Below are 17107 nucleotides of genomic sequence, written 5' to 3' on the forward strand. Positions count from 1 at the left end.
ACAAGATGCCGGGAGGCAAGCATGGAGGAGAGGCAGGACTTCGTGTGGCCAGATTATACTGCTGAGAGCAACCTGTACTCTGTCTCATGCGGCCTTGCGGGGTTCTTTGGCGTCAAAAGGCAATGTATAGGCAAGAGCTTTGAGATAACCGGCAGGAGGCTGGTACTTATATACCTTGACGCGCTCAGCTGGGACCTCTTCGTGGAGTCAGGAGTCAAACTGTCAGGCTCTGCAACTAGGGCGACCACGGTGTTCCCATCAACAACAGCCGCGGCCCTGAGCACTTTAATGACCGCCCAGTCGCCGGGCGAGCACGGCCTAGTTGGCTACACGGTCTTCAATAAAAGGCTCGGCGGCGTGATAAATGGAATAAAGTACTCGTATATGGCTGAGAGCGGGTCTGGTACCATAGATTATATGCCGCTTCAGAGGGCCTTTCCCGTCAAGCCGTGGCTTGCCGAGAGCTCAGCCAAGGTGTTGGCGCTCATGTCAAGCGGCGCCGCCAGCGGGGAGCTCACCAGGGCTTACTTGAACACCAGGCCTCAGGAGGGCCTAACTAAGATAAAGTCTCACTCCAACTCATTTGAGATGTTAGCCTCCCTCAGGGAGGCTTTAGAGGGCGATCCCTACGACCTCATATATGTATACTATGATAACCCCGACCACATAGGGCACGGCTATGGCTTTAGGAGCCAGCACAGGGACCTAATACTTGAGGAGCTCAGGCTCACCCTGACGCACTTAGATGAGCTTGCCCAGAAGTACAAGGACAGGTACACGTTCCTGCTGCTGTCAGATCACGGTCAAGTAACTGTGAACAACGTCTATGTGTTTAACAATGACGAGGAGTTACTTAAGGCGCTTGAGGTGCCTCCCTACGGCGACTCAAGGGCCGTCTGGTTCAGGACCAGGGAGAACATAAGGGACACGCTAAAGTCCAAGTATAAGCTCGAGGTGATGAGCAAGCAGGAGGTCATAGAGAGCGGCATACTTGGCAGGGTTGACAGCTTTGTAGCTGACAACATAATAGGCGACTACCTGGGTGTGGCGACGGACCCGGCCTCCAAGTACCACTACTCTTACAGGGACGACGACCCTGCCCTGAGGCTCAGGGGCAACCACAGCGGAATGACGCCTGAAGAGATGTACATACCTCTGGTGGTCTGGCAGTAGCCTTCACATTTTAAAAGCCCTTGTAAGGCTAAAGCTGTGAAAGAGTAGGTGGCTATGGCTTACTCGGAGCTGGAGCCTCTGCTGATGTCTGTGGCGGTGGGGGCAATAGTAGGCCTCGTCAACGAGTACAGAAAGATAACAGGTTCAAGGATATTCCTGGGACTGAGAACCTCCATTTTCACTTCAATGTTAGGCTACGTTTTTGCGCTGCTCTATGAGAAAGCCGGTTACCTGCTCCTGGGAGTCGCCTTCATTTCTATTACGGTGATAGCGGCCACCATATACGTGGAGAGGGCCAGGGCCACGAGAAGCTTCGGGGCGACCACTTATGTCAGCATGTTCCTCGTGTTCGCCTCAGGGATATTGGTAGGCATGGGCATGTACCTTCAGGGCACCGTAATATCAGTGCTTGTGGCCGCACTCAGCTTCTACAAGACCCAGCTCCTTAATGCTATATCGAGGATTAGGCGCGAGGAGCTGCTGGCGCTCCTGAACCTCATGGTGATATCACTAGTCATACTGCCGCTGCTGCCAAACAAGTTCATAGGTCCCCTCGGCATCTTCAACCCGTACGAGTTCTGGTTCACGGTGGTGGTCGTTGCCATAATATTCTTCGCCCAGTACGTGACCCTGAGGGTCTCTAAGAGGGGGCTCCTGGCGTTCACAATAATAGGTGGCCTCATATCAAGCACTACCGTGACGCTTAGCCTTATACAGCTAAGCAACGAGAGGCGGGAGGCCTCGAGGTCGCTCGCCCTAAACACATTGCTCTCTAACGTGCCTCTCGCGCTCATACAGGTGCTGGCAGCCATATACTTCACAACTTACTCAGCGCAGCTCGCGGCCATAGTGGCTGTCCCGACCATGCTCATAGCTTTAGCTCTAACCCTCCTTGGGGTAATTAGATTCAAGGAGCTGAGCCCAACTAACATAGAGCCTCCCTCAACGCCGCTTCCGATACTGAGGATAGTGGAGTTTGCCGTGCTCCTCTTCATAATAACTTCGGTCGCCAAGGCCATAGGCGTCCTCTTCCCAAGCCTGTTACCTATTACAATATTCGCAAGCGCCCTCGGGAATGCCCTTGGTGCCGTAATAGCCGTTGGAATCCTTTACAACCGCTCTATAATAACCTTAAAGGTGGCTGCCCAGCTGGCGCTGCTCTCGCTGACCGCTGGTGTAATAGAGAAGGCGTTCCTCTCACTGCTATCGTCCAGCTGGAGCTACAGGAAGCTGGTGATAGCGGGCTCCGCGGCCCTGGGAGGCTTCATAGTGGTCCTCATGTATCTTCTCGGTGTTGCGTAAAGGATACTGACCGTCTTCCGGCGGGCCTAAGGCCCTCTCCGCTCAGGGGTAAACTCCATTGGGGTATTACTAAGGCTTCCCTATATAATGGTTTCAAGCGACGCGGTGACCTTACTTGGAAATATAGGGCTTAGTTTCTATAGAGAAGTACCGAGGAGACCGAAAGTGTCCGAGGCTAACGCGAGTCAGGCAGTTAAAAAGCCCAAGGACATAACGGAGCTGCCTGGCGTGGGGCCTACCACTGCAGAGAAGCTTGTGGAGAGCGGATACGCCACCATAGAGGCCATAGCGGTGGCGACGCCGCAGGAGATAGCCCAGGCCACAGGGATACCGCTGCAGACGGCCCAGAAGATAGTGGACTCCGCGAGGCAGGCGCTTGAGATACACTTCAAGACGGCCCTTGAGCTCAAGAAGGAGAGGATGAGCGTAAGGAAGATAACCACTGGCAGCAAGGCGCTTGACGACCTCTTGGGCGGAGGCATAGAGACTAAGCAGATAACCGAGTTCTTTGGGGAGTTCGGCACCGGCAAGACTCAGATCTGCCACCAGCTCTCCGTGAACGTCCAGCTGCCTGAGGACAAGGGAGGCCTCAACGGAAAGGCTGTGTACATAGACACTGAGGGAACGTTCAGGTGGGAGAGGATAGAGCAGATGGCCAGAGGCCTCGGCCTCGACCCTGACAAGGTCATGGATAACATATACTGGATAAGGGCGATAAACAGCCACCACCAGATGGCGATAGTTGACCAGCTGTTTGACATGCTGGATAAGGACAACATTAGGCTAGTGGTGGTCGACTCGCTGACGAGCCACTTCAGGGCAGAGTTCCCAGGAAGAGAGAACCTAGCTGCAAGGCAGCAGCTGCTCAACAGGCACCTACACCAGCTCATGAGGCTCGCCGAGGTCTACGACGTGGCTGTAGTTGTCACGAACCAGGTAATGGCTAGGCCTGACGTGTTCTACGGGGACCCCACGGCGGCCGTTGGAGGCAACGTAGTTGCCCACGCGCCTGGCATAAGGGTTCAGCTCAAGAAGAGCAGGAACAACAAGAGGATAGCCAGGATAGTCGACGCGCCTCACCTGCCTGAGGGCGAGACCGTATTTGCAATAACAGAGTATGGCGTGCGCGACGCTGAGGAGGAGTGACCTCTTGGAGTGGTCCTCCCTCTCGCTCCTGCCCTGGGCCCTGGTTGCGGTTGTGTCCCTGCCCCCCGCTGTGCTTGACTTCCTGTACAGGTCAGTGCCGGAGCACCTATGGTACGTGGGAGGCAAGGTCGTGGCCGTGATCTCGTTCCTGATATATCTTAAGATTTACCCTTTCAGGCTTCTAACAATGTTCTACCTTGAATCTCTGGCGGCGCCCGCGGCCGTGGGGGCCTCGGTGGCTATGGGACTCATGGGGGCGGGCGACCTCTGGGCGTCCCTAGCAGTCTCTTTAATGCTGCCGGCGCCTCCGCCGGGGAGCCTCATGCCCCCCTCGCTGCTGGTGATACTCTTGGCGGCAGCTATGGAGCTCGTGTCAAGGCCTCTCGTCACGGCGGCCACGGCAGCTAAGCTGGGCCTAAGGGCGAGAGGCCTCAGCATGTCAGTGCCCTGTGACATGGCCCACAGGGTCAGGTGGTGGTTCCCGGAGGGCGCCTCGGCTGTTAAGGAGGTGCCCTCGGAGTCCATATCAAGGGCGTGTCAGGGGGGCGGCGAAGTTCGCCTGCAGGTCGGAATGCCGTTCGTTACATTCATTTTAATTGCCCTGCCCCTGGCTCTAGTCCTGGAGCTTACGTTGTTCAGGGTGCCTTAGATGGACTGGCCTAAGTCGTGGTACAGCATACTGTGGGCTCCCTGGAGAATGACCTACATCTCAACCATAGCTGGAAAGTCGGAGGAGTGCTTCCTCTGCGAGGCGTCGAGGAACCCGGACGAGAGGAGCGCCCTGGTGCTCTTCAAGGGTAAGTACTCATTCATAATACTTAACAAGTACCCCTATAACACAGGCCACCTGATGATAGCTCCCTACAGACACGTGGCTTCAGTTGAGGACCTCACGGAGGAGGAGATGAGGGAGATAGGCCTGCTGCTTAAGGCCTCAGTCGAGGCGATCAGGGCCGTTTACAGGCCTGAGGGGTTCAACATAGGCATAAACATAGGGGACGTGGCGGGCGCTGGGGTGCCAGGCCACATACACGTGCACGTGGTGCCCAGGTGGAAGGGGGACGCTAATTACATAACAGTGGTCGGAGGCACCAAGGTCATCTCGCAGGCCCTGGAGGACACCTATGATAAGCTCAGACCCGAGGTGCAGAAGGCGGCGAGGAAGTATGGAGTTGCAGCCGAGGACTGACAGGAGGATAGTTATAATAACTCATAATGACCTCGACGGCGCGGCTGCCGCGGCCTCCTACCTCAGGATAATAGGGGTTAAGCCGCAGGACGCTGTGATACTGTTCGCAGAGCCGTACAACGTTGATCAAGTTATAGACCGCCTAACGCCTTACCTTGAGCCGCACACTACCATGGCCTTCATGGACATAGGCTTTAACTCACAATCGACCCCCAGGGCTATAGATAGGCTTAGGTCAGCCGCCGTCAAGGACCTTGAGGTGGAGTGGTACGATCATCACGTCTGGGCCGAGGAGGACGTTAGCGCTGTGCAGAGGCTAGGGGCAAGGCTTTTCGTTGACAGGAGCACGTGCGGCGCAGGGGTAGTCATAAGGTACGCCTCTAAGCTTTATGGCGCTGAGGTAGACGACTTCATGAATAGACTTGAGAGGGCCGTATGTGCAGCGGACCTATGGAGGTGGGACGACCCTCTGGCTCCCAAGCTATTTAGGGCTTCAACTTCGCCCCCCGACACCCGTAATGGACAGTGGAAGGAGAAGCTGGTGGAGAAGTTTTTCAACGGAGTTTTATGGGATGACGAGCTTCAGGCCAGACTTGAAGGTTACTTGGAGGAGGAGCTGGCGAACTCATCAGCTGAGCTAAGGAACAGCTATTCTGCTAGCAGCAACGGGTGCGTCATAGCATCTGTGGTGAGGGACTCAGACCTGCCGTCAGACAGCATACTTGGATCAATGCTTGTTTCAAGAGCTCACGCGAACGCCGCTGCGCTAATTAAGAGGAAGGGCTTCAGGAGGGTCTCACTTTCGTTGAGGAGCAGGGGAGTCGCCAACGTTCAGGTAATTGCAAGGCGCCTCGGAGGAGGCGGCCACCCGAGGGCTTCAGGAGCCTCAATCATTCTGCCCATTCACGTAGCGCTGCTGGGTATGGTAAGCAGGAAATACATAGCCAAATACGTGTCGCAAAGGCTCCTGGAAGTTGCTGTGGAAACGGAGGCCTGTAAGTCAACAGCGGATGCAGGTGGCAGCCAGGGTAACTCCATGTAATTACTGCTGGGAAGAGCCTTCCTTCTTCTCCTCTGCTGCCGCAGGCTGGGCCTGCGCCTGTTGTCCCTGCGAGGCCTGCACCTCCTGCGTTCCACCAGCGGCTGCTGACTGCGCCTCCTGCGCGGCGGCCGCCTGCTGGGCCTTTGCCTTCTCCTCCTTTGCCTTCTCCCTCTCTTCAGCCTTCCTCTTCTTGGCCTCAGCTATCTCCTGATCTACGTCAACTACCTTCTTGCAGTTGAGCTTTGAGAGCACATCATTAAGCTGCGAGGGGTCGACCTTGTAGGTGTACAGGTACCTCTTGGTCCTTACCTTTATCTTTGCCTTGCCGTCCCTCGTTACCCTCTTAACCCTGCACTCGAGCGCCTTCTGCGCCACCTTAACGAGGTCATCAACGCTTAACAGCTCTACTGGCACATAGCCTCACCAGCGGCTCTGTACAAGGAATGGCTATAAAAACTCTCCCTCCGCGCGGCTGCATAAGTAACGCTGTCACTTTGCCACTAATGTTTCTGCCTCAGCCATACCGCCCTTCCCGGAGAGCTCCAGTATCCTCATTATAGGAACCATGCTCTGCCCAAGTATGCAGAGACCCCACATGGCATTTATGAGCGGTGGGAACACGTTATAGAGCGCGTAGATCATGCCAGTCAGGCCTCCGATGCTGAGCTTTCCTGACCTGACCTGTTGAACGCCAACGAACGCCATCAGCGCTGGGAGGCCATACCCATAGAGCAGCGAGAGCGACCAGAACACCCTGTCGTAGTGTACCTGTTTTACCATGCCATGCTGCCACTTGGTGATGGAGCCCAGGACCTCGCTCTCAGGCGACTCGCCCCGCAGCAGGGTCTCAATCCTGTGTATCATGTCGCTGTAGTACTTCCTCTCAACGCTCCTGGCCCTCTCGACCCCAGCAAGGTAAGGCTCCAGTATGGCCAGGGAGAGGGGCATAACGGCTACCGTGAGCGCGCCTATGAAGGGCGACAGCTCCCACACCGTGACCGCCGCGGTGGCGGCTGTGAGCAGGTTAGGGACGAACGTGGTATATATGCCTCCTACGTTCCACATCACGAAGTCAACGTCATTTGCAACCCTTCCTATTACGTCTGAGGGGTCGCCGGACTTCCTGAGGCTATTGAGCAGCCTCAGCTTTATCTCGGAGATCCCCTTAACTATCGATACCCAGAAGGGCCTGTAGAGCCACTCCGTGGCCCCGTAGATGGCTGCGGCCAGTGCCATCATAAACAGGGCCCTTCTAAGCCCGAGGCCGTCATCCCTCTGAAGGTAGTTTACAAGGTTGGTTATCGAGAGCGGCACAAGGTAACCTGAGGCATAGGCTCTGAGAATGAAGGCGGCCAGCGCTGTAACGAAGCCTATGCTTATCTCTCGCCTCATGAGGTAGGCCCTGTAGAACTTGACCGTAAGGGACAGCATCTTGGCGCTCCTCAGCAAGCTAACAGTCCCAGCTCGAGGGATCGTTGAGAGTTTTTAAAAGGCGATGAGTTGGCAAGTAAGTTCATTAGTTGGAGTGCAACTACTCTTCAAACGTCTTAAACTTAAGTATGTTAAATCTGACCTTTTCACCCTCCTTTAGCCTCTGGTTGGAGTAACCTCTAACTTCGTAGTCTCCAAGCTCTATGTGGACTAGGTACCTGCCCATTATGAACTCTACAGTGTCGACTACGCCTTCGTATGGGCCCTGGCCTATGATTACATCATCAGCCCTGACGCCTATCGTCCCCTTGAGGCCGAGTACAGAGCCGTCAATTATAGCCATGGGTGGGTCCCCAACAAATGCGGCCACGTACTTGTTAGCGGGATCATAGTAGAGCTCCTCTGGCGTGCCCACCTGAAGTATCCTTCCCTCCATCATTATCGCCATTCTGTCGGCCTCAGCCATGGCCTCTATCTGGTCGTGCGTGACGTATATGGTGGTTATCCTCTCCCTCCTCTGCAGGTCCTTTATGAACCTTCTTGCTGATATTCTCTGCGGCGCGTCTATGTTGCTCAGGGGCTCGTCCAGGAGGAGCACCCTGGGCCTTCTGACCAGGGCCCTGGCCAGGGCGACCCTCTGCTGCTGCCCTCCGGAGAGCTGTGAGGGGTAGCGGTCAAGCAGGTCCCTTATGCCAAGCTCTTCAGCCATATCGATGGCGCGCTTGCGCGCGTCAGGCTCGCCCTCTATGGGCATCATTATGTTCTCAAGGACTGTCTTATGAGGGTACAGAACGTAGTTCTGGAAGAGCATGGAGACGGACCTCCTGCCTGGAGGCAGGTTCGTGACATCAACATTGTCTATGTATATTTTTCCTGCGTCGACCTTTTCGAGGCCCGCTATGCACCTGAGCAGGGTAGTCTTTCCTGACCCGGAGTATCCCAGTATCACAAAAAGCTCTCCGTCGTGAACATCAAGGTCTATGCCGTTTAGTACTCGGTGCTTTCCGAAGCTCTTAACTAGGCCCCTTATTGAGAGCCCCAAGTAGCAGTACCCTGCCTTCTGTGGACCCTTAACTTTAATACTTTAATTCCTTATCACGCGTCAGCCCTGGCCCTAGTTTAGGCCGAGGATCTTCAGAAGCGCCGGCCCCGGCGTGGAGGGGGCTGCGAGGCCTTTCGGACCTCACTGCCCCCTCCAACGTGGCCTGCTTAACTTCCGGGTTCGAGGCGAGTCCGGGTGTTGCCAGGCCACTATGGCCGGGCCGGCAGGCTTACAGTTTCCAGAATGGGGTAAATAAGTGTTTCCTTACGATAGTGACGCACTGAAGACCTTTTAACCAGAGGCCTAGGCCTTTGTCACTTTAAGCCAAAGAACGCTGTTTCAGTCGCTGTTGATAACCTCCACGTGAGCGCGTCTGGCGGCCTCAAGGAACTCGTCATAGGTGAGGGGAAGCCATGACCTTAGCTGTTCATAGAGACCATTGTTTACTCTGTTTGTGCCCTTGTCGTTGGAGTACTTTACTATCTCCCTGTAGGCCCTCGCTATTCTGTCCTTCTTGCTCATAGTTGTTATTATGGCCTTCTCTATGTCGCCGCCGTAGAGGTAGCGGCTCTTGAGGAGGACCTCTACTATCCTGTTTATTCTTTCGGGAACCCCTATTACAGAGCCCTTGAGCTCTATCCTCCTTGGCACGCCCCACGGCACCAGGCTGTCGAGCATTCTGCTGAGGCCAGGCCTCGGTATCTTGTCCACAATGCCCCCTATCAGGAAGGCATCAGCGGTCATCACGTCGTCTGGCTTGAGGGGCGTAGAGGCGTCAGGCCTCAGTATTATGACTTTGTCGGCGTCGTACCCCCAGAGGACCTCGCTGGGCCTGGCGTTGACTATGGCAACCTTGTTGACGCCCATGACTTCATTTATCCACTTGGCGGTCTCTTCATCAGCTCCCGTTATTGACATGTGGGCGTCCCACAGGTACTCCCTTATCACTGAGAGCGTGACGCCCAGCTGAAGCCTGAGCTTAGAGAGCTCCTCGGGCGTGTGCAGGAACTTCATGCTGAGGTCTATCACGAAGAGGGGAAGCGGGGGCTGAGGCAGGTAGTCAAGGAGCGCCCTCCACGGTACAGTCTTCTCAGTGGGCGAGGTCTTCCTCACTATCACCGCATCAGCGTTAACGTCCCCCTTGCCGTACACTATTGACTTGTTTTTGCCCTTCCACTCGGTCTCGTAAGCCTTCTTGCCCTTGAAGGCCTCCTCGCCGAGGAAGTACTCCCTTATCAGCATCTCAACCGCTGCGTACTGGAAGCCCAGCCTGTAGAGCCTGTCCCCCTCGAGCCACTCCCTTGACCCAAGCACGTCATAACCATAGGCGTCCATAAGCTTGAGGAGGGCCCCAGAAGGCCTTGACTCTAGGCTCTGCTGAACTTTATCGCTCGTCTCCAGCACCCCTATACCATGAAGTCCTCAAGTGTCCTCCTAGGGCTTTTAGCTTTCCTAACAAAAGCGTTGGTGCCCCTCAAGGTGCCCCAGGAGTACCTTATTATTGGAGGCCTGGCGCCGGAGGAGAGCACCTTCATGACCCAGCTCACGGTCAGCGGGTCCGAGGGGTAGCCGCTGCCCTCAACCCCATACATTGACCTGAGCACCTCTATCCTGCGGTCCCTTATTGCCTTGGCAATTATGCTCGCCGCTGAGACTACGACGTAGTTCGCGTCGGCCTTAGGCTCCACTACGAGCCTCCCCCTGAAGCCGAGCCTCTTAAGCTCCCCAGGAAGGACCCTGAGCTCGCCGAACTTATCGATATAGATGGCCTTGACGAGCTCAGGCCTCAACTTGCTGAGCAGGACCTTTAGTCCTTTGAGCGCGGCCCTCTCCTCAAGCATGTTGACGTTCTCCCTGTCTATCTCGGCTGGCGGTATTGGAATTACAACGAACTCGCCAAGCCTCACTATAGACCTGTAGAGCGCCTCCCTCGAGTGGGGGGTCAACTGCTTGCTGTCCCTCACGCCCATATCTTTAAGGAGGCCCAGGTTCTCCTCCTTGGTTGCAAAGCACGCTAGCATCAGCTCTCCGACAAGGCTCCCCCTTCCAGCCTCGTCAACGCCTATTACCCAGCTCACGACGCCCTGCCTACGCTAACGGCTATAGCTCTGGGTAGGGCTTTACGCGTTGCCCTGCTGTGGGCTCTGCTCTTCGTTCATCTGCTGATACCTCTGCTTCCACTCCTCAACTACGTCGTAGCCATATACTTCCTTGAGCAGCTCCCTGCCCTCCTCGCTGACCATGTCAGGGCTCCAGGGCGGGTCAAAAGTAACGTCAATCTGTATGTCATCCTCACCGATTCCAGGAACCCTGTCTAATATGGCCTGCTCGACGTAGCCTAGTATTGAGCCTGTCACCGGGCAGCCAACGGCCGTCAGCGTCATAAGTACCCTGACCTTGGGCTTCCCATTCTCCTTGGTGGCCTCTATCTCGTAGACTAGGCCAAGGTTGAGTATATCAACAGGTATTTCCGGGTCATAGACCTCTTTGAGCGCGTCCTCCACGAGCTTTATCAGCTCTGGGTCGCCGCTCACCTTCAGCTTAGGCGGTCCTGCGCGGTTCTCAGCCAAGGCTTACCTCCTCATAGTAAGGTTCGCGGGAAAATTTATATAAAGCCGTTTAGACGCCGCTAGCCCTAGCGAAGCACCTCGTCCCTGTAGAGCCAAAGTATGATGAGGTATGAGAGCCAGGGGGCCGCTAACATTATTGCTGCGCCCAGGAAAAGGTAAGCCTTGCCAAGCCTGGGGCTCATGACAACCAGGGCGCCCCCTGCGGCGGCTATGGAGAAGGTCAACACTAACTTGTCACGAACAGCCCTCCTCACTAATCTCTCCGCCGAGCTTCTGCGCTCCAACCTTGACAGCCTCCAGGGCCGACATGGCCTTAGTCAGGGCCTCTTCCCTTGTGCTATCTGAGGCCAGGACTTTTATCTCTAGGATGGGGTTCCCGACCTCCACCCCCTTGGGATGGCTCTTTACGTAGCAGCCAGGGTTCTTCCTTTCAGCCTCCTCAACGAAGGGGGCGAGCGACGACTCGGGCACGCCAACTACCTTGAAGCCGCACTCCACCACTGAGAGCTGCGGGGCTATAGCCTTAAGCCTTGGCATCACCTCCTCCTCAAATATCGCCTCCATCTCCCTGGGCACGCCCGGGAGTGAGACAATTATGGTGCTGCCGAGGTCAAGCCATGAGCCTGGGGCGGTCCCCGCCGAGTTCCTCAGCGCCACCGCCCCCTCGGGCATGTAGGCCATCTTCTCCCTCTCCTTAGTCATCTGCATGCCGCCCTGGCTGTACTTGGCTAAGACCATCTCGTAAGCCTCCCTGTTCAGCACAAGCCTGCGGTTAGTGGCCAGGGCCACGGCCTCCAGGGTCCTGTCATCATATGTTGGCCCGAGCCCCCCGGTGGTTATGACTAGCCTCGCGCCGTGTGACAGGGCCCTCCTTATTTCATCGCCTATCTGCTCAAGGTCGTCTGGGGTCACTATGATCCTCTCAACGCTGAACCCTAAGAAGGTCAGCCTCCTGGCGAGCCACGCGGCGTTGGTGTTTACTATCCTTCCTATCAATATCTCGTTGCCTATGGTCAGCAGCCACGCCTTAGGGCCCTGCTGTAGGGCCATATGCAAACCCTCATACTAAGTGAGGTCCGAGGGAAAACAGCGTTGCGCTTCGGAAGTATTACTATGCGTGATACCCTTAGTGAGCCCTAGGAGTAAGTAAGTAGCGGTGAGAAGGGGTGACCTTAGAGGCCCTGCAGTACGCTGTAAACTCCGTGTTTGGCCACTTTGGCGGGCTCCAGCTGAGTTCAGCAGGTAACGTGCTTGCCCTAGCGGGCGTTGCGATGCTGTTCGCCATAATAGTGATAGGGGGAGTGGTGCTCATAGCCAGGGGCATAAAAGCCGTAGGAAACCTGACGCCGGGCAAGTTCCTGGCGGTGCTAGTAGGCCTTGCCGTGGTATTCATAGTTGTTGGGGCGTTGGCGCCCTAGCGGCCCTGCTCTCCTCAGCTGTCATGAGCATTCTTTTGAGGTGCTTCAGCCTGACGAAGTCCTCCCTTTCCCTCTCGTCAAGCACCATAGATATGAACTTTATGGCCCTCTCGTAGCTTGGTATTATAACGTAATCGAGCGAGTTGATGAGCCTCTGCGTCCTCTTCAGCTCCTCTATCAGCCTAGTTATGGTTTCCTCGTACTGGGCGAGCCTGAGTATTGCGGGCACCTCCTCCCTTAGCATAACGTAGCTTTCTACCAGGTCAGGTGAGGAGCCGGGAGGTATGGCGGGAGTCGCCACAGACGTCGGTATGAGCTGAAACACGGGGGCCCTTACCGTGAACATAACCGTAACCCCGGCCTTTATCCTGAGCGAGCTCTTCACGGAATTGGCGTAGGCCCACGTCCTCTGTATGCCCTCGGAGGCCTCACCCCTGTAGAACTCCGTGAACATCTCCTCAAGCCTGCTGTAGACCTCCTTTTGGTACCTGTTGTAGTCCTCCGCGACGCTCCTTATGTAGTGAAGCAGGACGTCCCTCTTCTCCTCAAGTACCCTCCTAATTCTCCTTATGGTAGCGTACTCCCTTCGCAGCCTTATCAGGTTTATCTTGGTTGGCAGCGTGCTCCTGACGTCTATGGCCAAGCCTCAGGCCCCAGTGTCTGCGGGCTATGCTAGACTTTAAGCGGTGCGGTCCACCTGGACTAGGGAAGGAAGCACGGCATGGAAGTCAGGCTGCTGGACTCCAAGGCCAGGTACATAGAGGTGCTGCCCAGAAGCGAGGAGGACCTCTGGACATTAGCTATGACCTTAAGGCAGGGGGACCTCATCAGGACAGTCGTCACCCGTGACGTGAGCGGAAGGGACGCGAAGAGCAAGGAGAGGAGACCCATCGAGGTCCTGTTAAGGGTTGAGAACGTGGAATTTCAGCCGTTCACTGGAGCCCTGAGGATCTTTGGCGTCATTGAGGAAGGCCCGGACAGGTTCGGCGTCAAGGGCAAGCACCAGTCGGCTTACATAGGGCTCAACCAGTGGGTAACCCTCATAAGGGACGGGGGGTGGAGCCAGAGGATTATAGAGAAGCTGAGGGCGAGCGGGCCCCGGGGCAAGGCAATCATACTCGCTGTGGACTACGAGAGCTACGCAGTGGCGGTCCTGACGCCCGTGGGCCTAAGGGTACTTTACGAGAACCCGCTCTCCCTGGGCTCCAAGGATGACCCGAGGAGGGAGGCCAACCTTGAGGAGGCCATAGATAGGATTGCCAACGAGCTTGTCGAGCAGGCCTCCAAGGAGAGCGCAAACGTAGTTGTAGTCGCAGGCCCAACCACTGTGAAGGACGAGGTGGCGTCAAAGGTAAGGCTCCTGGCCCGCGGCATGAGAGTCGTAGAGGACACGGTATCCTCCGGGGGAGTAGAGGGGATCTATGAAGTTATGAGGAGGCAGAGCGTGCTGGAGGCGCTTAACGAGATGAATAGCGTCAGGGCTGAGAGCATACTTGACGAGTTCATGAAGCTCGTCTCCACAAGTCCCGACCTGGTGGCCTACACGCTCCCTGAGGTAAAGCTGGCGGCGGAGCTGGGAGCGGTGAAGTCCCTGGTTATAATTGACTCCCTGCTCTACTCCATCGACGATAGTGAGAGGGAGACGGCCCAGAATATAGTTGAGGTCGTGGAGTCCAGGGGAGGAGAAGTTGTAGTGATAACCAGGGAGTCCCCGGCCTCAGACACCGTGGCCTCAATGGGAGGCGTGATAGCCATCCTGAGGTACAAGGTGCCCAGGGAGCTCAGGGAGACTCAGAGATCGCCCTGATGATATCACCTGCCCTTTCCTTCCTGGCCACTATAACATCACCGACCACCGACACTTTATCTATGTCCCCGCTCAGCTCATTGCCCCTGGAGTTCAGTGTGGCGGCGCCGCACTCCCTGGCTATGCCAAGGGCCGCGGCCACGTCAACGTTCCTCAGCTTGCCCCTGAGGTCAATGAAGGCGAGCCCCCTGCCAAGGCCCACCATGGCTATCTCCAGGGCTGAGCTGCCGAGGCTCCTGACCTTGAGCTTAGGCATGTAATTGAAAAGCCTGGATATCCTGTAAGCCTCCTCGGGCCTCTCGACGTAGACAAAAACTATCTCGCTCTCAGAGGTCGCCGGCGAGACCCTCTCGTCGCCCTCAAAGCACCCCTCTCCCCTGCCAAAGGATATAGTATTGCCGAACCCTATGGGGGCCACCGCGCCGGCCACTGCATCGGACAGGGACCTGGAGCCTGGAGGTATAACAGCTATGGAAACCGAGCACCACGGTATGCAGTTCTCATAGTTTAGGCTCCCGTCCAGGGGGTCCACTATGAAGGTGTAGTCCCCGCTGCCCATGACTCCGCTTTCCTCGCTCACCATCCTGAAGCTTAGGCCCTGGGCCTTGAGGTCCTCGAATATGGCCCTCTCGGACTCAAGGTCAGCCCTTATGGTTTCCCCCTTGACCTTCTTTGTTGAGTCCGTGCACCACTCCTCCCTCAGCATCCTGGCGGCCCCCTCGGCTATCTTGACAACCAGCGACCTGAGGTCCTCCACCTCCTTGCTCATCTCCTATCCCCTGCAGCTGTTCCAATCAGCGATTTAAAGTGGAAGCACTGGTCATCGGGCTCAGAGGGCCAGGGCCAGCGACAATGTGACGACCGCGAGTGGCACAGAAATTATGTATATGTGTTCTATAGCGCCCAGCGCAACCATAAGCGAGGCCACAAGTGGGGCGAGAACCTCTCCAGCGCCTGAGGAGAGAGCTATCACGTAACTGACCTTAATCTCGCTGTCAGGGGACGACTCGAACGACTCATAGAGTGAGACTGGATAAACAAGCGCGTGAGGCACGCCGAAGAGTATAATGCCAGCGGTCACAAGCATTGTTACGTTAGTCGACAGCAGGATGGTTGATATTGTGAGGGCTGCCAGCGCTGTGATCTCCGCGGCCCTCACGTTCCTGAGTCTAATGGAGGCAAGCCTTATGGCTGCCGATATTACAAACATGGCCGTCAGGAGCCCAAAGGCCTGCTCAGTGCTCATGCCTAGCACCTTAATTGCGTAAAGGGACCAGTAAGATAAGACCAGCGGAAATATCGTAGAGTACAGGAAGTTCACGTAAAAGGCCTTAGCGAACCTCCGCGTGGTGAAGAACTTCTTGACGTCACTGAGCCCGGGCAACCTTATGTGTATGTTGGCGTGGGACGGCACTGGCGTTAAGAGCACGTGAACCGCTGAGGCAACGGCCACCGCCCCAGCAGCGATGAAGACGATCCCGAGCTTTGAGGGCGGCATCAGCGAGGAGACCAGAGTGGCAGTGATGAGTCCAACGGAGAGACCCAGGGAGTAGCTGCCCAGCCCCTCCATGGGTCTCTCCCTTGATGAAAGCCTGTGCAACGACGGTGCCAGCGCGGAGCCTGCCATCCCAGACCCAAAGCCTGCAACCATGATACTTAGGGCGGCAAGCTTTGGGTTCACGGCTAAGGTTATGAGCCCCAGCGCCATGAGCGGGAGCCCTATAAGGCTACTTGCCTTGGCCCTTTTAGCCAGGGTCGCCGCAAGCGAGCCAATGGCTATGGACGCCCACATCAAGATTACCATGTAGGAGATGAGCGGGGTCCTAATGCCTGTGAGCGCGAGAAAGGCCACGGCGGTTGCCTGAAGGGACGCGGTGGCGAACCTTATGGAGGCGGCGGAAAGCACGAAGCCTATGGACTCCCTCCTCAAGAGCCCCTCAGCCTTCTAAAGCCTGCCTATACACCTTAAGTAGGCTCTCCCCTATAACTTCCGGGTCGTGGTCCCTCCTGACGACTTCCTGTGCCCTTAACGAAAGGCTCTCCCTGAGGCTCTGGTCGCTAACGAGCTTCTCCAGGGAGTCAGCAAGCATATCGTAGTCGTCCCTCTCGATTATAAGGCCCGCCTCCCCGACAAGTTCAGGAAGGGCGCCTACGTTAGTCACTATTGGTACGGCCCCGTAGGCCATAGCCTCAAGCACCGTCAAGTTATACGCCTCAGCCCTGCTTGGGGCAAGCACTACGTCGGTCGTGGGCATAATGACGTTATGTAGGGTATCGTCGTCAACCCTGTCAAAGGCCCTAATTCCCTTAAGCCCTACCTTGGTGAGCCTTGACGCCTTGGGGCCAACCACTATTAGCCTCACGTTGTTAAAGTACCTGTGAATCCTTACAAACGCCTTGAGCGACAAGTCGAGCCCCTTTCTAATGGGATCCCTGGCTATTATCAGTATGTTAACGGCGTCGTGGGGCCTCCTGCTCTTGACGGAAACTGGGGGAGGGATGACGTGAACTTTCGAGCTCGGCACTCCGTCCCTCACGAAGCCCTCGTGGGCCCACTTGGACCAGGTTACCACGGCCCTACAGTTGTCATCAACAAGCCTGTCCACGAGGGTCCCCGTAATAACGTTCTTGGCGACATCTGGCACGTTAACGTACTCGTCAAGGTACTGGCCAGGGCTCTCGTCGCTCTCGTGAATCCACGGCGCCGAGGTGCGAGTTAGGTCTATGAAGAAGCTGTGGACCAGGTCAAAGCCCTCCCCGAGCGGCGTCCTGAGGATCCTTGAGGCCTGCCTGACGAGCGAGCTGAGGAGCTCCAGGGGCGAGAGCTCACTGTAGTTGGCTGGGGCCTCATACATCTTTGAGCGCTGCAGGACAAAGTACCTCACGTGCGGGGGCGGGCTGAGGAGCCTCAGCAGCGGCCCCCTCCTTAACTTCCCAATCCTCCTATCATACTCGGAGAGCAGCAGCACCTTAAGCTCGTCCAACCG

Annotated in this window: 20 protein-coding genes and 1 rRNA gene; 8 read left to right on the forward strand and 13 right to left on the reverse strand. The window is 56.3% G+C overall.

From position 1 onward, the window contains the following. The first annotated feature begins 21 nt into the window (after positions 1 to 21). From ACP5H1_RS01530 to ACP5H1_RS01555, 6 genes are all read left to right on the forward strand, one after another. Positions 22 to 1173, forward strand: a complete 1152-nt coding sequence (locus ACP5H1_RS01530; RefSeq protein ID WP_427970933.1) for an alkaline phosphatase family protein — start codon at positions 22 to 24, stop codon at positions 1171 to 1173. Between the two features lie 54 nt (positions 1174 to 1227). Next, on the forward strand, positions 1228 to 2475 hold the full coding sequence (locus tag ACP5H1_RS01535; RefSeq protein WP_427971027.1) for an MgtC/SapB family protein: 1248 nt from the start codon (positions 1228 to 1230) through the stop codon (positions 2473 to 2475). A gap of 87 nt (positions 2476 to 2562) precedes the next feature. Next, complete coding sequence (gene radA / locus ACP5H1_RS01540; RefSeq protein WP_427970935.1) at positions 2563 to 3621, forward strand: DNA repair and recombination protein RadA; 1059 nt, start codon at positions 2563 to 2565, stop codon at positions 3619 to 3621. A 4-nt stretch (positions 3622 to 3625) separates the two neighbouring features. Further along, positions 3626 to 4270, forward strand: coding sequence for a hypothetical protein (locus tag ACP5H1_RS01545; RefSeq protein WP_427970937.1), 645 nt, complete (start codon positions 3626 to 3628; stop codon positions 4268 to 4270). Next, positions 4271 to 4810, forward strand: coding sequence for an HIT family protein (locus ACP5H1_RS01550; protein ID WP_427970939.1), 540 nt, complete (start codon positions 4271 to 4273; stop codon positions 4808 to 4810). Further along, positions 4788 to 5852, forward strand: a complete 1065-nt coding sequence (locus ACP5H1_RS01555; RefSeq protein ID WP_427970941.1) for a DHH family phosphoesterase — start codon at positions 4788 to 4790, stop codon at positions 5850 to 5852. Before ACP5H1_RS01550 ends, ACP5H1_RS01555 begins: the two co-directional genes overlap by 23 nt. On the opposite strand, the gene ACP5H1_RS01560 is transcribed toward ACP5H1_RS01555, so the two are convergent. From ACP5H1_RS01560 to ACP5H1_RS01600, 9 genes are all read right to left on the reverse strand, one after another. Next, a complete protein-coding gene (locus ACP5H1_RS01560) occupies positions 5853 to 6266 on the reverse strand; it encodes a hypothetical protein (RefSeq protein ID WP_427970943.1) in 414 nt (137 codons plus the stop codon). It abuts the gene before it with no gap. A gap of 75 nt (positions 6267 to 6341) precedes the next feature. Continuing rightward, entirely contained in the window at positions 6342 to 7301 is a 960-nt protein-coding gene (locus ACP5H1_RS01565; protein WP_427970945.1) for an ABC transporter ATP-binding protein, read from the reverse strand. 82 nt (positions 7302 to 7383) lie between these two features. Beyond that, entirely contained in the window at positions 7384 to 8325 is a 942-nt protein-coding gene (locus ACP5H1_RS01570) for an ABC transporter ATP-binding protein (RefSeq protein ID WP_427970947.1), read from the reverse strand. A 102-nt stretch (positions 8326 to 8427) separates the two neighbouring features. Beyond that, a 5S ribosomal RNA gene (gene rrf / locus ACP5H1_RS01575) occupies positions 8428 to 8548 on the reverse strand. Positions 8549 to 8664: 116 nt separating this feature from the next. Further along, positions 8665 to 9729, reverse strand: coding sequence for a tRNA (guanine-N1)-methyltransferase (locus ACP5H1_RS01580; RefSeq protein ID WP_427970949.1), 1065 nt, complete (start codon positions 9727 to 9729; stop codon positions 8665 to 8667). 2 nt (positions 9730 to 9731) lie between these two features. Beyond that, complete coding sequence (gene rnhB / locus ACP5H1_RS01585; RefSeq protein ID WP_427970951.1) at positions 9732 to 10403, reverse strand: ribonuclease HII; 672 nt, start codon at positions 10401 to 10403, stop codon at positions 9732 to 9734. Positions 10404 to 10445: 42 nt separating this feature from the next. Then, positions 10446 to 10895, reverse strand: a complete 450-nt coding sequence (locus tag ACP5H1_RS01590; RefSeq protein ID WP_427970953.1) for a metal-sulfur cluster assembly factor — start codon at positions 10893 to 10895, stop codon at positions 10446 to 10448. A 65-nt stretch (positions 10896 to 10960) separates the two neighbouring features. Then, positions 10961 to 11149, reverse strand: coding sequence for a hypothetical protein (locus tag ACP5H1_RS01595; protein WP_427970954.1), 189 nt, complete (start codon positions 11147 to 11149; stop codon positions 10961 to 10963). Further along, positions 11130 to 11945: a nicotinamide mononucleotide deamidase-related protein gene (locus ACP5H1_RS01600; RefSeq protein WP_427970956.1), complete on the reverse strand. Its 816-nt coding sequence runs from the start codon at positions 11943 to 11945 to the stop codon at positions 11130 to 11132. The genes ACP5H1_RS01595 and ACP5H1_RS01600 overlap by 20 nt, the downstream gene beginning before the upstream one ends. A 116-nt stretch (positions 11946 to 12061) precedes the next feature. Between ACP5H1_RS01600 and ACP5H1_RS01605 the strand changes: the two genes are divergently transcribed. Continuing rightward, entirely contained in the window at positions 12062 to 12313 is a 252-nt protein-coding gene (locus tag ACP5H1_RS01605; protein ID WP_427970957.1) for a hypothetical protein, read from the forward strand. Here ACP5H1_RS01605 and ACP5H1_RS01610 read toward each other — a convergent pair. Beyond that, on the reverse strand, positions 12285 to 12956 hold the full coding sequence (locus ACP5H1_RS01610) for a V-type ATP synthase subunit D (protein ID WP_427970959.1): 672 nt from the start codon (positions 12954 to 12956) through the stop codon (positions 12285 to 12287). The genes ACP5H1_RS01605 and ACP5H1_RS01610 overlap by 29 nt on opposite strands. Before the next feature lie 78 nt (positions 12957 to 13034). On the opposite strand from ACP5H1_RS01610, the gene ACP5H1_RS01615 reads away from it, so the two are divergent. Then, the gene (locus tag ACP5H1_RS01615) at positions 13035 to 14120 is read left to right on the forward strand and encodes a pelota family protein (protein WP_427970961.1); all 1086 of its coding nucleotides are present in this window, start codon (positions 13035 to 13037) and stop codon (positions 14118 to 14120) included. Here ACP5H1_RS01615 and ACP5H1_RS01620 read toward each other — a convergent pair. The 3 genes from ACP5H1_RS01620 to ACP5H1_RS01630 are packed head-to-tail and all read right to left on the reverse strand — an operon-like array spanning position 14095 to position 17104. Further along, positions 14095 to 14889, reverse strand: a complete 795-nt coding sequence (locus ACP5H1_RS01620) for an inositol monophosphatase family protein (RefSeq protein ID WP_427970963.1) — start codon at positions 14887 to 14889, stop codon at positions 14095 to 14097. The genes ACP5H1_RS01615 and ACP5H1_RS01620 overlap by 26 nt on opposite strands. A gap of 60 nt (positions 14890 to 14949) precedes the next feature. Continuing rightward, positions 14950 to 16050: an MFS transporter gene (locus ACP5H1_RS01625; RefSeq protein WP_427970964.1), complete on the reverse strand. Its 1101-nt coding sequence runs from the start codon at positions 16048 to 16050 to the stop codon at positions 14950 to 14952. Between the two features lie 7 nt (positions 16051 to 16057). Next, positions 16058 to 17104: a glycosyltransferase family 4 protein gene (locus ACP5H1_RS01630; protein WP_427970966.1), complete on the reverse strand. Its 1047-nt coding sequence runs from the start codon at positions 17102 to 17104 to the stop codon at positions 16058 to 16060. Positions 17105 to 17107: the final 3 nt, after the last annotated feature.

The sequence above is a fragment of the Acidilobus sp. genome (assembly GCF_049973875.1).
Taxonomy (GTDB): domain Archaea; phylum Thermoproteota; class Thermoprotei_A; order Sulfolobales; family Acidilobaceae; genus Acidilobus.

Coding starts and splice junctions, on each gene's coding strand:
- ACP5H1_RS01600 (WP_427970956.1), bottom strand. CDS start 11,945: ATGGCCCTACAGCAGGGCCCTAAGGCGTGGCTGCTGACCATAGGCAAC.
- ACP5H1_RS01555 (WP_427970941.1), top strand. CDS start 4,788: ATGGAGTTGCAGCCGAGGACTGACAGGAGGATAGTTATAATAACTCAT.
- radA (WP_427970935.1), top strand. CDS start 2,563: ATGGTTTCAAGCGACGCGGTGACCTTACTTGGAAATATAGGGCTTAGT.
- ACP5H1_RS01550 (WP_427970939.1), top strand. CDS start 4,271: ATGGACTGGCCTAAGTCGTGGTACAGCATACTGTGGGCTCCCTGGAGA.
- ACP5H1_RS01535 (WP_427971027.1), top strand. CDS start 1,228: ATGGCTTACTCGGAGCTGGAGCCTCTGCTGATGTCTGTGGCGGTGGGG.
- ACP5H1_RS01620 (WP_427970963.1), bottom strand. CDS start 14,889: ATGAGCAAGGAGGTGGAGGACCTCAGGTCGCTGGTTGTCAAGATAGCC.
- ACP5H1_RS01530 (WP_427970933.1), top strand. CDS start 22: ATGGAGGAGAGGCAGGACTTCGTGTGGCCAGATTATACTGCTGAGAGC.
- ACP5H1_RS01615 (WP_427970961.1), top strand. CDS start 13,035: ATGGAAGTCAGGCTGCTGGACTCCAAGGCCAGGTACATAGAGGTGCTG.